The organism is Bythopirellula goksoeyrii (assembly GCF_008065115.1).
GTDB classification, from domain to species: domain Bacteria; phylum Planctomycetota; class Planctomycetia; order Pirellulales; family Lacipirellulaceae; genus Bythopirellula; species Bythopirellula goksoeyrii.
The window spans coordinates 6,135,848-6,150,201 of the sequence record NZ_CP042913.1 but is presented as its reverse complement, the minus strand read 5'-3'; the positions used below and the strand labels follow the sequence as shown (position 1 = coordinate 6,150,201).

Annotated in this window: 11 protein-coding genes; 10 read left to right on the top strand and 1 reads right to left on the bottom strand. The window is 57.3% G+C overall.

The annotated features are described in order from the left end of the window. The first annotated feature begins 84 nt into the window (after nt 1-84). From Pr1d_RS24335 to Pr1d_RS24310, 6 genes are all read left to right on the top strand, one after another. Nucleotides 85-3,066, top strand: coding sequence for a YCF48-related protein (locus Pr1d_RS24335; protein WP_210417827.1), 2,982 nt, complete (start codon nt 85-87; stop codon nt 3,064-3,066). 59 nt (nt 3,067-3,125) lie between these two features. Continuing rightward, nucleotides 3,126-4,196 (top strand): hypothetical protein, encoded by a 1,071-nt coding sequence (locus tag Pr1d_RS24330; RefSeq protein ID WP_148075956.1) that lies wholly within the window; start codon nt 3,126-3,128, stop codon nt 4,194-4,196. 44 nt (nt 4,197-4,240) lie between these two features. Then, nucleotides 4,241-4,729 (top strand): SixA phosphatase family protein, encoded by a 489-nt coding sequence (locus Pr1d_RS24325; protein WP_148075955.1) that lies wholly within the window; start codon nt 4,241-4,243, stop codon nt 4,727-4,729. A 129-nt stretch (nt 4,730-4,858) separates the two neighbouring features. After that, on the top strand, nt 4,859-6,487 hold the full coding sequence (locus Pr1d_RS24320; protein WP_148075954.1) for a phytoene desaturase family protein: 1,629 nt from the start codon (nt 4,859-4,861) through the stop codon (nt 6,485-6,487). A 210-nt stretch (nt 6,488-6,697) separates the two neighbouring features. Next, the gene (sufU, locus tag Pr1d_RS24315; protein ID WP_148075953.1) at nt 6,698-7,096 is read left to right on the top strand and encodes a Fe-S cluster assembly sulfur transfer protein SufU; all 399 of its coding nucleotides are present in this window, start codon (nt 6,698-6,700) and stop codon (nt 7,094-7,096) included. Continuing rightward, nucleotides 7,093-8,376, top strand: a complete 1,284-nt coding sequence (locus tag Pr1d_RS24310; RefSeq protein ID WP_148075952.1) for an aminotransferase class V-fold PLP-dependent enzyme — start codon at nt 7,093-7,095, stop codon at nt 8,374-8,376. Before sufU ends, Pr1d_RS24310 begins: the two co-directional genes overlap by 4 nt. 156 nt (nt 8,377-8,532) lie before the next feature. On the opposite strand, the gene Pr1d_RS24305 is transcribed toward Pr1d_RS24310, so the two are convergent. Next, on the bottom strand, nt 8,533-9,486 hold the full coding sequence (locus tag Pr1d_RS24305; protein ID WP_148075951.1) for a hypothetical protein: 954 nt from the start codon (nt 9,484-9,486) through the stop codon (nt 8,533-8,535). Between the two features lie 287 nt (nt 9,487-9,773). On the opposite strand from Pr1d_RS24305, the gene Pr1d_RS24300 reads away from it, so the two are divergent. From Pr1d_RS24300 to Pr1d_RS24285, 4 genes are all read left to right on the top strand, one after another. Next, a complete protein-coding gene (locus Pr1d_RS24300) occupies nt 9,774-11,111 on the top strand; it encodes a prenyltransferase/squalene oxidase repeat-containing protein (protein ID WP_148075950.1) in 1,338 nt (445 codons plus the stop codon). Between the two features lie 181 nt (nt 11,112-11,292). Continuing rightward, nucleotides 11,293-12,483, top strand: a complete 1,191-nt coding sequence (locus tag Pr1d_RS24295; RefSeq protein WP_148075949.1) for a prenyltransferase/squalene oxidase repeat-containing protein — start codon at nt 11,293-11,295, stop codon at nt 12,481-12,483. 313 nt (nt 12,484-12,796) lie between these two features. After that, nucleotides 12,797-13,753, top strand: coding sequence for a M48 family metalloprotease (locus Pr1d_RS24290; RefSeq protein WP_238476584.1), 957 nt, complete (start codon nt 12,797-12,799; stop codon nt 13,751-13,753). Continuing rightward, the gene (locus tag Pr1d_RS24285) at nt 13,725-14,252 is read left to right on the top strand and encodes a putative molybdenum carrier protein (RefSeq protein ID WP_210417826.1); all 528 of its coding nucleotides are present in this window, start codon (nt 13,725-13,727) and stop codon (nt 14,250-14,252) included. The genes Pr1d_RS24290 and Pr1d_RS24285 overlap by 29 nt, the downstream gene beginning before the upstream one ends. The last annotated feature ends 102 nt before the right edge of the window (nt 14,253-14,354 follow it).

The window sequence follows — 14,354 nt, the reverse complement described above, 5'->3', positions numbered from 1 at the left end:
TGGCCAGATCTCGCCACGGCGAGTCGCCTGCGGAGACCCTCGGAGTACCTGGGGATGACATATCTCACGCGGCACAGGAAGCCCATGGTTCGCTTTAGTTTCATATTCTGGGTTACGCTTATTTGGAGCGTCGAACTACTGGCCCAAGAAGCCTTTCCTCCGGCGATCACGCCTGCTGCAGCCGAGGCGATTTCCGCTCCACTGGTCGATGATGCGTCGCTCAACGACATCTGTTTTGTTGACGCCACCTATGGCTGGGCCGTCGGAGAGCATGGTTGCATTTGGCATACCCTGGATGGTGGGGAACATTGGCACCAACAGGAGTCGCATGCAGACGTACACCTCGGCGGAGTCTATTTTCTAAATCGCGAACTTGGCTGGGCCGTGGGGGGCGCGACGCAGCCCTATCTCTGGACCAGTCAGGCAGTCGTCCTCCGCACCACCGATGGAGGGCAAACGTGGGAGAAGCAATTGGCTTTCGTTCCCGCCTTGGAGAGCGTGATATTCTTTGACCCCCATCACGGCGTGGCCTGGGGGCGCGGCTCAGAGGGCGAGCCATTGGGCGTGTTCGCTACCGATGACGGCGGTCGCAACTGGCGTGCATTGGGAGTCGCTGCACCTTCGGTATGGTGGGGCGGCGATTTTACCAGCCAGCACCGCGGGATGGTCGTTGGCCCCGGGGGCCAGATCGCTCGCATGGTGGCCGGCGATGCAGTGCCCATCAACTTAGAGAAGAATGTTCATGATGCCCATGCGGTGAAACTCGCGGACGACGGTACGGGCTGGATCGTTGGTGAGGCGGGGCTGATCGCTCACACCACCGATGACGGCGCCCATTGGGAGAGAGTGGATATGCTGCCCGAGGAAATCGTCGAATCTATCGAGTGGCGTACCGTGGCAACCAGGGGTGAAAATGTTTGGATCGCGGGATCTCCTGGCAGCGTCGTGTTGCACTCTCCAGACGCGGGTGAATCGTGGCAAGGTCTTGCCACCGGTAGTAAGACGCCGCTCAACAAGATTACGTTTATCGACGAGTCACATGGCTGGGCCGTCGGTGATCTTGGCACGATTCTGCACACCAGCAATGGTGGCCAAACTTGGCACACGCAGCGTGCTGCCGGTGACCGCATCGCAGTGTTGATGGTCTTAGAAGATGCCAGCCAACTACCGCTCGCCGCGCTGACCAAGCTCGCCAAGTGCGACGGCTATCGCACGGTCGTTCATCTGATGAATTCTTCCCAAGAAGCCTCGCAATTTGATCAGTTTTCGGCTTCGATGCGTACTAGGGAAGCGGTGCATTTTCTCGGTGGCAACACATTGACTAATGCCTGGCAGTTTCAGAATGAAATCACAGAGAATACTAACGAGCAGCTCGTTGCAGAGATCGTCCGTCAGGTCCGCACTTGGCGACCAGAGGTCCTTATAGTGCCCGAAGCCTCGGAAGAAAGTTCGGCTTTTGTCAGTCAGATTGCCACCGCAGCGGAGGAGGCCGCGTTAAAAGCTGCCGACGAAGAGCAGTTCTCGCAGCTCAGCGAGCAACTCGCCCTTTCACCCTGGCAAGTTAGCCGCGTCTATGCACTTCTCCCCCCAGGCAAGCGCGGAACCCATCGGGTGCAGTCCGAAGACAATGTGGCCGGCACGTCGCTGGCCGACTCCAGCATTGCCGCCGCCAGTCTGCTGCAGCGCCAGTTAGCTCCTCCCCGAGTTACAGACGAGTTTCGGTTGGTGGCAAGTCATGCTGGGCAGCCGACCGCTCAGGTCGACGATCTGATAGCGGGGCTGGGAGCGACTTTCGGCAGTGCCAGTCGCCGCGCGCAAGTTCCCCTGATGGATCCTCTCGCAGCACAGGCCCAGCAACATCTCGCCGAAAAACGGCGTAACTTGCGCAACATCTTCCGAGCCAGTGGTGGCAATCCCGCACTACTCGGCCAAGTGGGACAAATGCTTACCGACCTGGATCCCACCGCCGCCGCTTCGCTGCTCTATGAATTGGCGACGCATTTCCAAGAAGCCGGTCAACTCGACCTGAAGGCGGCCACGCTGGAACTCCTAGCCCGCCGGTATCCGAGCGATCCGCTGGTTGACGCAGGTTTGGTCTGGCTGGTGCAGTATTACGCCAGTGGAGAAACCGCCCAAGCCTACCGCAAGGTGACTCCGGCCGTCGCCCAGGCGATTGCCGTCGAGGTGCCGGAAGGTGATACCCCTGAAGGTTCCGTGCAACCGGCCGCTGCGACCAGTTATGAAGAGAGTATCGATTTCCAGCGATTCACCCGCGCAGTGCAAATCACCCAGCACATCGCCCACACACGGCCCCTCTTGTATGCGGAGCCGCAAGTTCGCGTTCCCTGGGCAATTGCTGAACGCAACCGTCTGGTACCCGCAGGGCATGAGAAATATCTCGAGTCGCTTTCACTTCGCTCACCAGGAGAAGCCTGGCAACGTTGCGGCAACATCGAGCGATGGCTCGCCGATGCGGGGCGAACTAAGCCCCGCGTGCCCCTGGTCGATGGCCGCTTTACTGCGGAGAAGCCCCACCTCGACGCGATTCTCGACGAGCCTATGTGGGAGCAAGAGTTCACGGGGTTGAGCCCCGACGATTCTTCCCTGTCATCCGAGTTTCTCATCTCGCGCGATGACGAATACCTTTACATTGCTATTCGTTGTGCGAAATCATCTGAGCTTGAGTATGAGGTCGACACACGGCCTCGCACTTACGACGCGGACCTGACGCCCCACGATCGAGTTCGGATTCTGTTAGACTTAGACCGCGACTACACCACCTATTTCGATCTCACAATCGACCAACGAGGTTGGACTAACGATGCCTGTTGGCAGGATCCCTCCTGGAATCCGCAGTGGTTCGTAGCAGCTGGCGGAGATGAAGAATCATGGACCATCGAAGCCGCCATCCCTTGGAGTGCGCTCTCAGACGCTCCGCCGGAAATCGGCGACACGTGGGCAATTGCCGCCGAGCGGCTCATGCCGGAGCGGGAATCGCAGAGCCTCGCCGCACCGCTGACAGGCGAGCCTAACCCCCTGAACTTCGGGTTGCTACAGTTTAAGTGAGTCCCCCTGCGATGCGTAGCATCGCGGCTAGGGGATTGTGATATATAAAAAAAGCCGCGATGCAACGCATCGCAGGGAATCCGCTTCTACGCTATACTCACCCCATGGCATGGCTCATCGGCATCGACGAAGCGGGATACGGTCCGAATCTAGGCCCCTTGGTAGTCGCGGCCTCGGCATGGTGGGTGGAGGATGAGTCGCGAGTTGCGAGTTGCGAGTCACGAGCCAATAAATCACCAAGGTCCTCAATAGCCCTCGCCGGAAGGCGGGGGTTGGCTTGCGACCTCTACACGCATCTTGCAGACATCGTCTCCCCCACGCCATCGACCACCCAGATTGCCATCGCCGACTCGAAACAACTCTACAAACCTGGCGCGGGATTGCGGCAATTGGAACGTGGAGTTTTGGTGGGATTGCGGAACGGGCTCGGGGACGAGCCGGCTCGCTGGAAGACGCTCATTGGAACTCATGCCCCGAAAGTACCCTGGTACGCAGATTACAATTGCAAGTTACCTCTCGACGCAGGCAGAGAAGAAATCACCGACCTCTCCTCTCGCTTCACAACCGCTTGCGTCTTCGCGGGCGTCCATCTACACGACCTCCGCACTCGCATGGTGTTCCCCCGAGAGTTCAACGAACTAACTACCCACTTCGGCACCAAAGGTGCCGCACTGTCCCATGTCTCAATTGGCTTGGTCCGCGACGTCTTAGAAAGTCTCCCCAGCTCCCATCCCCCAGCCCCCAGTCCCCTCTTCATCACATGCGACAAACATGGTGGCCGCAATCGCTATCTTGCACTCTTGCAACACTATTTCCCCGACCAGTGGATCGATACCCTTGCCGAGAGTGGCCCGGTAAGTCACTATGCTTGGGGGGCGAGCGACTCGCGGACCGAGATCAAGTTTCGCACCAATGGAGAAGCGGAACTCCCCGTCGCGCTCGCCTCGATGACCGCCAAGTACCACCGCGAATTGGCCATGCGGGCATTCAACGATTATTGGTGCCGCCAGATCCCCGGCCTGAAACCAACCGCCGGCTACCCCATGGATGCCAAACGCTTCAAAGCGGCAATTGCCGGTCGACAACGAGAACTTGCCATCGAAGAAGCTGATATCTGGCGTGAAAAATAATGACCACTAACCACTAACCACTGACCACTGACCACTTCCCTCCCATGCATATCTACATCGCACGACACGCCTGGGCCTATGAACACGGCGATCCCCGTTGGCCGGATGACAGCATGCGCGAACTGGAGCCGGAAGGTTCTGAGCGCTACATGCAAGTTGTGCAAGCACTCTCCGAGCGGGGATTCGCACCGGAACTGGTGGCTACAAGTCCCTATACTCGTTGCGAGCAGACAGCCGAATTGATTTCTCAGTACACCCGGCGTGAACCGGCCGTCGAGCGGTTGGAGGCCTTGGAGCCGGGCAGCGATTTCCAGGCCTTGCTCGACTGGACTCGCCAATCCGAGTGCGAATCGGTCTGCTGGGTCGGCCATGCCCCCGATGTCGGTTGGCTCACCGCGGCCCTGGTGGGGAACTCCAATGCCAACTTGCGGCTTGCCAAGGGTGCTGTCGCTTCTGTGCGAATGGACAACGAAATTGCCCCCGGCGCTGGCGAACTCATGTGGCTCGCCACGGCCAAGGTGCTGGGGATTTAGTCAAGGATCGAGAGCTAAGAGTCAAGAGCGAGATTTCTTTTCAGGCTCTTGACTCTCGACTCTTTGCTATCCGCTTCTGTACAATTCTCGTTGTACTAGTTCAATCATCGAGCATGGAAGTGAAAGACGATGGCCAAACACGGCGCGTACGATTGCATCATCATCGGCGGGGGACACAATGGATTGGTTGCAGCGGCGTATCTCGCCAAGGCAGGCCGCAAGGTGTGCGTGCTGGAGCGGCGGCATGTGCTGGGTGGTTGCGCATCAACCGAGGAACTCTGGCCCGGCTACAAAGTCTCCACCGCCGCTTATGTGATCAGCTTGTTCCAAACGCAAATCTTGCGAGAGCTGAGGCTCAAGGAATATGGACTGAAAATTCTTCCGAGGTCTCCGTCTTCGTTCACGCCGCTTCCCGACGGTCGCAGCCTGTTGATGGGTCCCGACGCATCGCTCAACCAGCGCGAGATCGGAAAATTCAGCATGCGCGACGCGGCAGCTTTTCCCCGCTACGAAGCGCTGCTGGAACGAGTTGCCGCGACGCTCGAACCGGTGCTTGGCGAAGCGGCCCCCGATCCGTTGCCGCTGCCGAAGTCATGGCGGAAGATTGGCGTGGGCAAACGGCTGCGCGACGGTAAGAAACTGCTTGACATGCACAATGCTATCAAGTCGCTTGGTGCCGACTTGCCAGAGGCAGTGGAACTCTTGACCGGTGCGGCGCGACCCATCCTCGAGCGCTGGTTTGAGTCGGACGTGTTGCGAGCCACTCTGGCCACCGATGCCATCATCGGCGCGTTCACATCGATCAGCTCCCCCGGCAGTGCGTATGTGCTGTTGCACCACGTGATGGGTGAAGCCGGCGGCGCGCGGGGTGTATGGGGTTACGTGCAGGGAGGCATGGGAGCTCTCTCCGATGCAATTGCCTCCGCTTGCACTGATCTCGGCGTCGAGATTCGTCGCGAGGCCCCCGTCCATGCCATCCATACCGACAAACATGGCACCTGTGGAGTGGGACTCGAAGACGGGTCGCAGCTTTCCTCGCGCATTGTGGCATCGAGCGTCGATGCCCACCTTACCTTCGAGCGATTGTTGTCACCTGATGCGCTGCCCGAGGAATTTCGCGAAGCGGTTGCGCGGATCGATTATTCTTCGGCCTCGGCCAAGGTGAACTTGGCGCTGAGCGAACCACCCAAGTTTTCTTGCCTACCCGGCGACGGCGTCGGTCCGCAACATCACGGCACGATGCATATCGGCCCGTCGCTCGACTATTTGGAACGCGCCTACGACGATGCCAAATATGGTCGGCCCAGTGAGAAACCGATTCTCGAATGCACGATGGCCACCAGCGTCGATTCGTCGATCGCTCCCCCCGGCAAGCATATTCTCTCGATGTTCGTACAATATGCTCCGTACAAGCTTGCCGATGGAAATTGGGACGATATCCGTGAGTCCTTCGGCGCTCGCTGTGTTGAAACCCTTGCCGAGTATGCCCCGAATGTCCCGGCTGCAATCGAACATCGCCAGGTTCTCACGCCGCTCGACTTGGAACGAACCTTCGGCATCACCGGTGGCAACATCATGCAGGGGGCCATGCCACTGCATCAGCTCTACTGCTTCCGCCCCGTCGCCGGTTGGGCTGACCATCGCACCCCTGTGCCGGGCCTCTATCTCTGCGGCGCCGCCAGCCACCCCGGCGGCGGCGTGATGGGCGCCTGCGGGAAGAATGCTGCCACCGAAATCCTGCGCGATAAGCCGTGGTAGTATTTGTCATCCCGAGGGAGCCTTGGCGACCGAGGGATCTGGCTTGCAATACCAGCCCCCATTGAGCGAGGAAAGGGATGGAACCCAGATTCCTCAGTCGCTAGGCTCCTTCGGAATGACACAACGAGGGACTAGAAGTTCCATGATAGATGTGAGAAGGTAGATATATTCCCCTTTGCCTTTCAACATTCCACACCTAACTTTCCCCCCATGCCTTCCGAAGAAGAACTCTACCAGGACCATATTCTCGATCACTACGAGGACCCGTTTCATCGCGGTTCGCTCCCTACGGCCACGCATGCCCACCAGGACAAGAATCCACTGTGTGGCGACGTGGTACGAATTGAGCTTCAACTCGACGGCGATGGCAAGATTGTCGATGCATTCTTCGATGGCGAGGGATGCGTCATCAGCCAGGCCTCTGCCTCGATGCTCCTGGAAAAACTTCAAGGCAAAACGGTTGACGATATCAAAGAATTCTCAGCTGCCGACATGCTCGAGCTTTACGGCCCGCGCCTAACTCCCAATCGGCAAAAGTGCTGCCTGCTTTCGTGGAAAGTGCTGCAATCGGCAGTGCATGCCCCCGTGGAAAGTTCGGACAAATCATGAACTCTCTGGAAACTATAGATCAGTCGGCAATGTTGCCTGAATCGCTTCGCGCTGACTTTCCGATTCTCTCTGGCGACATTATTAACGGTCACCCGCTGGTGTTTCTGGACAACGCCGCCAGTACCCAGCGCCCCCGCCAAGTGATCGACGCCATCGCGCGGGTCTACGAACGCGACTATGCCAACGTCCATCGCGGGATTCACACCCTCAGCGAACGCAGTACCGAGCAATACGAAGAAGCCCGCGAAAAAGTGGCTCGCTTCATAGGCACGGCCAACCCGCAGGAAGTTATCTTCACCCAGGGAACCACTGGTTCAATCAATCTGGTGGCGCGCAGTTGGGGGGAAACGAATCTCCGCCCCGGCGACGAAATTCTCACCACGGTCATGGAGCACCACTCCAACCTGGTACCCTGGCAACAGGTCACTGCCAAGACGGGTGCAACACTGCGGCATGTGCCCATGACTGAGGATGGCCAGCTCGACATGGAGGCGTTCGGTGAGTTGCTCAACGAGCAAACTAAACTTGTCGCCGTGACGAGCATGTCGAACACGCTCGGTACCGTGAATCCGATTGCCGAGATCATCGCCCAAGCACACGCTGTAGGAGCCTTGGTGTTGGTCGATGCCGCCCAGAGCGTACCCCACTTGCCCACGGATGTTGCCGCTTGGGACTGCGACTTCTTGGCGTTCAGCGGTCACAAAATGCTCGGCCCTTCGGGGGTCGGCATTTTGTATGGCAAGGAAGCGCTGCTCGACGCGATGCCACCATTTTTGGGTGGCGGGAGTATGATCAACGAGGTGTGCCTCGATGGGTTTACCCCTGCCGAGTTGCCCGCCAAATTCGAAGCTGGCACGCCTCCCATCGTGCCTGCCATTGCCATGTCAGCAGCCATCGACTACCTCTCGGCCATAGGTCTCGAGGAGATCCATCGCCACGAGCAGGCCCTGGTTAAGTATGCTTATGAAGGTTTGAGTCAGATCGATGGCTTGCGGATTCTTGGCCCCGCGCCAGAGTATCGCAGTAGTCTCGTGAGTTTTGCCTTCGAGAAGATCCACGCCCACGAATTCGCCCAAGTCCTCAACGACCAATTCGGCGTCGCCGTCCGCGCAGGCCACCATTGCACCCAGCCGCTGCACAAACTGCTGGGCATCTCGGCCAGCACGCGAGCAAGTTTCTATCTCTACAACCGCCCGGAGGAAGTCGACCGCCTGCTAGAAGGAATCACCGCCGTACAGAAGATGTTCGCCCCGCGGGGGCGGAAACGGCGGGCGCAATAATCGGTACCTATGCCCATAGATGGATCTGACACCCAGCGGAGCAGGTTTGTTAGCTAAGGGCGAAGGTGTGTCGTCCTACGCAGGATGGAGACCGCGTTTCGTGCGGGGGGTCGCTGTGACCGTGCTAGTTGGCAAAGAAGCATCCGAGGCTACCGATCATTCAAGGAAGTATGAATTCTTTTGCCAAGCGCCGTACGCGTCCACAGAAGCGGCCCACGTTAAGTTGCCACGGTCATCAAACAATGTCAACACATTTGTGTACAGTAATCCAGGTCGAACGTTTACCGCACTGGTTAATGGTCTGCCGAATAGCATATAAGTGCCACCTTCCACCTTGCCAGTTTTCACTGGTTCGCTGCCAAAGATGTTTTTAACTCGCTCTTCTGAAATTCCTATATTCAAGCGGGCCCCATTGAATTGCTCGCGTAATTGTGCATTCAACCGATAGTCATCTTCGGCGTTCGGGAATGGGTCAATACCAAGTGATTTCATGCCGAGGACTGCCGCGGTAAGTCCAGGATCGATTTGTGAAGGAGCAGTTCCAGCGGCTTCCGCCTTTTTTTTCAGAACATCAACTCTTGCCGGTTCGGCTTGTGATAGGAACTTGAGAAGTGCTGCATCGCCAATTCTCCTGCGCCTTATTTGCTGGTAACTTTGGCCACTCTCGTCCTCTACTTTCTCAAGAAGCTCCGCAGGAAGTCTATCTCTCACGTCCATCGTGAACGGGTTCTCCACGAACTTGACGAACTTGTCCTCTTCAAAGATAGAGTAGACCCATACACCAAGCTCGTCATTCTCGGCAGCACTAGGCACCACATTAAATAAGATTGCCGAGATATCTTTACCTTCGATTCCGGACGCCTCAAAAAACGCACCGCGCCACTGGACGTCTCGCAGAACTTCGCCCTTCGCTTTTCCCGGGATGAAATGGGGTAAGTCATCCGTCGCTATTTCGTTGTGCGCGGATGGCGTTTGCTGTGAGTCCAGATAAACTGTGACATTGTCTTTGCTTTGGAGGCCTTTTTCGCCGTCCTCGGTGCATCCCGAGGCGCAAACGATAAACATGAAGAAGCCACCAAACAGCGAAGCATTTGTCAACTCCCTGGCCATGATGAGAAACCCTTGTCATGCGTGGTAGCGATTGTGCCTAAATCATAACCAGTTGTATGTGCCGACGCTAACCAACAACGGTTTTTTGCACATCGCCGCTGGAAACGTATCCTCGCAAGACATGCTTAGGTTACATCGTTCTGTGAATTATCGTGCTTTCCAGTCTGTGGGCACATCCCAAAAAAATCCGGGGAACTCTTCCCCCCCGGCCTGCGTCCAAATTGTAGCCGCCCCACGGGTCGGCGCACTTTTCCATCCCGTAGTTCCCGATATGAGAGGAGCCCGTCATGAATGTTCCCCGTGTGTGCTGTGCTGCGCTGGCCCTGCTAGCGGTCGCCAGCTTGATTCATCCGCTGTCCGCCAAGCCCGTCGCGGACGACCCGGCAGCTGCGGCGACCAAGCAGGTCGTCGACCAGATTGTCGCTGAGAATCAGCCGAAACCTCAGCCACAACCAGTAGATCCCGGCAATCTGCCCGACTTCTTGCAGAAGGGAATCGCGTGGCTGATTGCCGCCCAGCATAACGACGGCGGCTGGGGTGGTGGCTCGCATGCCCAGCAAAGTGTTCGTGATCCCCATGCCATTCAAACTGATCCTGCTACGACCGCATTCACACTTCTGTCACTCATGAGGGCTGGCCATACTCCCGTCGAAGGTCTTTATCAGTCGCAAGCGAAACGAGGATTAGAATATCTGTTGACAGCCGTTGAGAAATCAAAAGTCGAAGGCCCACTCATCACCGACATCGAAGGGACCCAGCCACAGATCAAGCTGGGCCGCTACGTCGACACAGCGATGACGTCGCAGTATCTGTCGCGCGTGTTGCCGTTGGTCGAGAAGGATGAAGCACTGCACAAGCGTGTTGATGCGGCCATCGACAAGTGCCTTGCCAAGCTGCAAGTTTCGCAGCAGGCCGATGGCAGTTGGGGGAAGGGTGGCGGTTGGGCACCCGTGTTGCAGTCGTCGCTCTCCTGCTCGGCGCTGGAAATCGCAGCCGCCAATGGCAAAGAAATCGACAAGGACGTCCTTGAAAAGGCCCGCAATTATCAAAAAGGAAACTTCGACTCCAAGAGCGGCAAAGCCGATGCCTCGGCTGCCGCGGGAGTCGAGTTGTACGCCTTCAACGGCTCGATGCGCGCCAATGCTGCCGATGCTCAGGAAGCTCAGTCTCGAGTCGACAAGGCAAAAGCCGAAGGCAAACTCGCCGCGAGCGCTCCGGTTAGTGAAGAGTCACTCATGGTTGCTGGAGTCGGAGGTGCTGCTGCCCAGAAACTAGCCAAAGCCGCCCAGCAGAATGAGGCCCAGATGGATCGCCTCGGCGATGAGAACCTACTCAAAGGCTTTGGCAACAACGGTGGCGAGGAGTATCTCAGCTATCTGATGACCAGCGAATCACTGGTGATCGCCGGCGGCGACAAGTTCCAAAACTGGAACGGCAAGATGGCCACCCGGCTGGAAAAAGTACAAAACGGCGACGGCTCCTGGAGCGGCCACCACTGCATTACCAGCCCCGTGTTCTGCACAGCGGCAGTAGTGCAGTGTCTCACCACTGAGAACGACGCCGAGTTCCTGAGCGACATGGCTAAGCGTACGAATAGTCATCAGATGGCCGACGCAGGGAAGTAATCAAGCCCAATGCCCAGGGAAAGAATTCCACCAGAAAAAGATTCAACGCAGAGGTCTCAGAGGCGCTGAGGTTCGCAGAGATTTTATCAGAAACTCTTCTCTGCGCCTCAGCGAACTCTGCGTTGAAAGAATTACGTACGCTGATCATAGTTGAATTGTTGATAACACGGAGTTTCAAACCATGGTTCGCCCGCTGCTGCTACTGTTGTCGATTATAAATTCAAGTGCACTGCACCCTGCAGAAGCAACCTCGCCACAGCAGGCACTTACTCGCGCAGTCGACAACCTTTGGAGCCAACAACACGACGACGGCTCCTGGAGTAGTGAACAATATGCCGTGCTGCGCTCCGGGCAGGCGCTCACGCCCTTCGTGTTACACGCGTTGCTTGGGAGTACAGATTCACTCTCTACCGAAAACGCCGAGAAGGCCCAGTTGGCGATGCGATTCATCATCGAGCATCTCGATGCCGACGGCGCACTTGGTCGCAGCGATCCTGATATTCTCGAGTACCCCGTTTACAGCACGGCTTATGCGATCTTGGCGATTGAAAGATTGCGCGCACTCGATCCTAGCCTTGTTGGGATCGAATCTGAGCACGTGCTCTCAATGAGGACATTTCTACTCAACGCTCAGTTTGATGGGGACGATGGTTTTACGACAGCGATGGCTGCTTTTGGGGGTTGGGGATTCAACATCGCTCAGCAGCCGGGCGAATCTGGACATATGGACCTGGCCCATACTCGTCGTGCTCTGCAGGCATTGAGAACAATGCAAAGTGGTATCTATGCACTTGCGGATTATGATCTCATCTATAGCTACCATGCTCAACAATTCCTCCGAGTTTTGCAAAAGCAGTCCACAGCGCTTGCCGTCCAACCGTTGCCGGAGAGTGCTGAAACGATCATGTCATCACCCTTCGACGGCGGTTTCTATTTTTCGCCGGTTGTACTCGCAGCCAACAAGGGCCGCTTTGATGAAGAGGAGAACCAGTGGCGGAGCTACGCCACTGCTACGTGCGACGGTATTCTTGCACTGCTTGCTGCCGGGGTGCCGAAAGATGACGAACGCGTAACGGCAGCTGTCGGCTGGCTCAAGAAATATACCAATCTGGACTATCCCCAGGGGGTGCCGACCGACCATCCCGAACCGTGGGGCGAAGCGATCCGATTCTATCACTACGCCGCCCGGGCGGAAGTTTATCGGGCGCTCGATTTTCCTCCCGCAGAGCGTGACGCCCTCGCCGCCGCTGTGATCAAGCATCAGCGCACTGACGGTAGTTTCGTGAATACTGTCAGCCCGCTGATGAAGGAAGACGAGCCGCTGTTGGCCACAGCGCTCGCAGTGGTGGCACTCACGCATTGCCTGCCGTAATGCTCCGGTCACTTATGTTTACGGCTCGCCACGAATACGCCCAACGCCCCGGGATTCTGGTCCCGGGCAGGAGAACTGCAAAGTCATTTTTTCGCCTTGCCATCGGTGAAGCGAAGGCATTGCTGGCGTCTGGTAATTCGCGATGATTCCTTGTAACCATACCACTAGCTGGCGGCATTGAATGCTATGCCAATCGGCTAATAAACGGACTTTGCAGTTCTCCTGTGGTCCCTGGGCGTTGCCTTTTCAAGCGAGACGACCGTGTTATATTTAATGCTCGACGATATCTTCCTCTTTACGTTGAGTACCGACTATGGCACGCACAATTCCCCTGCGATTTCCATTTCCCCAGCAACAACGTCGCACTTCCAGCTACGGCCAAGAACGCCGTCCGATGTTCGGTGGTTCAGGAGGAGGTGGTGGTGCGGGCAGCGCTATCAAGATTCGGCTGCTGATCGCGCTAGCCATCGCGGCGTTTGCCTTTATTAGTTACTACACCAAGCCGGGCGATAAGAATGAAGTTACCGGTGAGACCGAGCGCGTCGCGATGACGGAAGAGGCGGAAGAAATCCAATTGGGAGTTCAAGCTGCTCCCGAGATGGTCGGCATGCATGGTGGCCCTTCCCGCAAGGTGGCCGCTCAGCAGCAGGTCCAGCAAGTCGGTTGGCGAATTCTGGAAGGTCTCGACCGTCAACTTGCCGAGTACAACAAAGAGCATCCCGACGCAAATCGCCACAATCCCTATGAGAAGGCTTTCCAGTTCACGCTTCTCGCCGACCCTCGAACAGTCAATGCTTTCGCCTTGCCAGGCGGACAGGTCTTTATCACCGAAGCACTTTATCGCGATCTAGAAACCGAGGGCCAGCTTGCCGGCGTGTTGGCGCATGAGATTGGCCATGTTCTTTCGCGACATGGCAACAAGCAGATGGCCCGCCAAGGAATGTTCCAGGGTTTAGCGGGGGCGATCGGCGTTTTGGCAGGGAGCCAGCAGGGAGCACAGATGGGACAGATGATCTCCTCGGCGATCGGCATGAAATATGGTCGCGAGGCGGAGATCGAAGCCGACGACTGGGCCGTTCGACTCACCTATCAAGCCGGCTACGATCCACGAGCCATGGAAGGGGTGATGCGAATCTTAGAGCAGGCTGGTGGCAGCGGTCCGCCGGAATTCTTGAGCACCCATCCCAAGCCGGCCAACCGCGTCGCCTACATCGAAGCCGCCATCAAGAAATATTTCCCCGATGGCATCCCCGACGGGTTGCGGCCCTAGTATGGAGTGGCCGCTCACGATTGTCTCGGGAGGCCAAACGGGCGCTGACCGTGCCGCCCTCGATTTTGCAATCCGTTTTGGATTGGATCACGCTGGTTGGTGCCCACTCGGTCGACGCGCTGAAGATGGTCCGCTCGACTTGCAATACAACTTGCAAGAGTCAAGCAGTGCAAAATACGACCAGCGTACCCGCTGGAATGTGCGAGACTCCGACGCCACTCTGGTCATTACTGCTCAAGCAAATGCCACCGGCGGTTCGGCACTCACGCTAGCCGTTGCCGAGCGTGCGGGAAAACCTTGTCTGCACCTTGCCCAAGAAGAAACCCCCTCGGTCATCGAAGCCGGAGAGCGCATCGCGGATTTTATCCTGGAGCATCGCGTCGAACGATTGAATGTGGCAGGTCCTCGCGCCTCGCAAGAGCCAGAGATCGGCACCTATGTCGCGGCAGTACTTTCCGCTGCCTTAACGTCGGAAGCGTTCTCTCAGTCCGATCAATAGACCCGCCAGACATCCGATCCCCCCTCCAATCGCGAGCGTCATTAAAGGAGGGTAGGGCGACAAGGGCTCGGTCTGCAGCAGCGTGGCATAAGAGAGAAACAT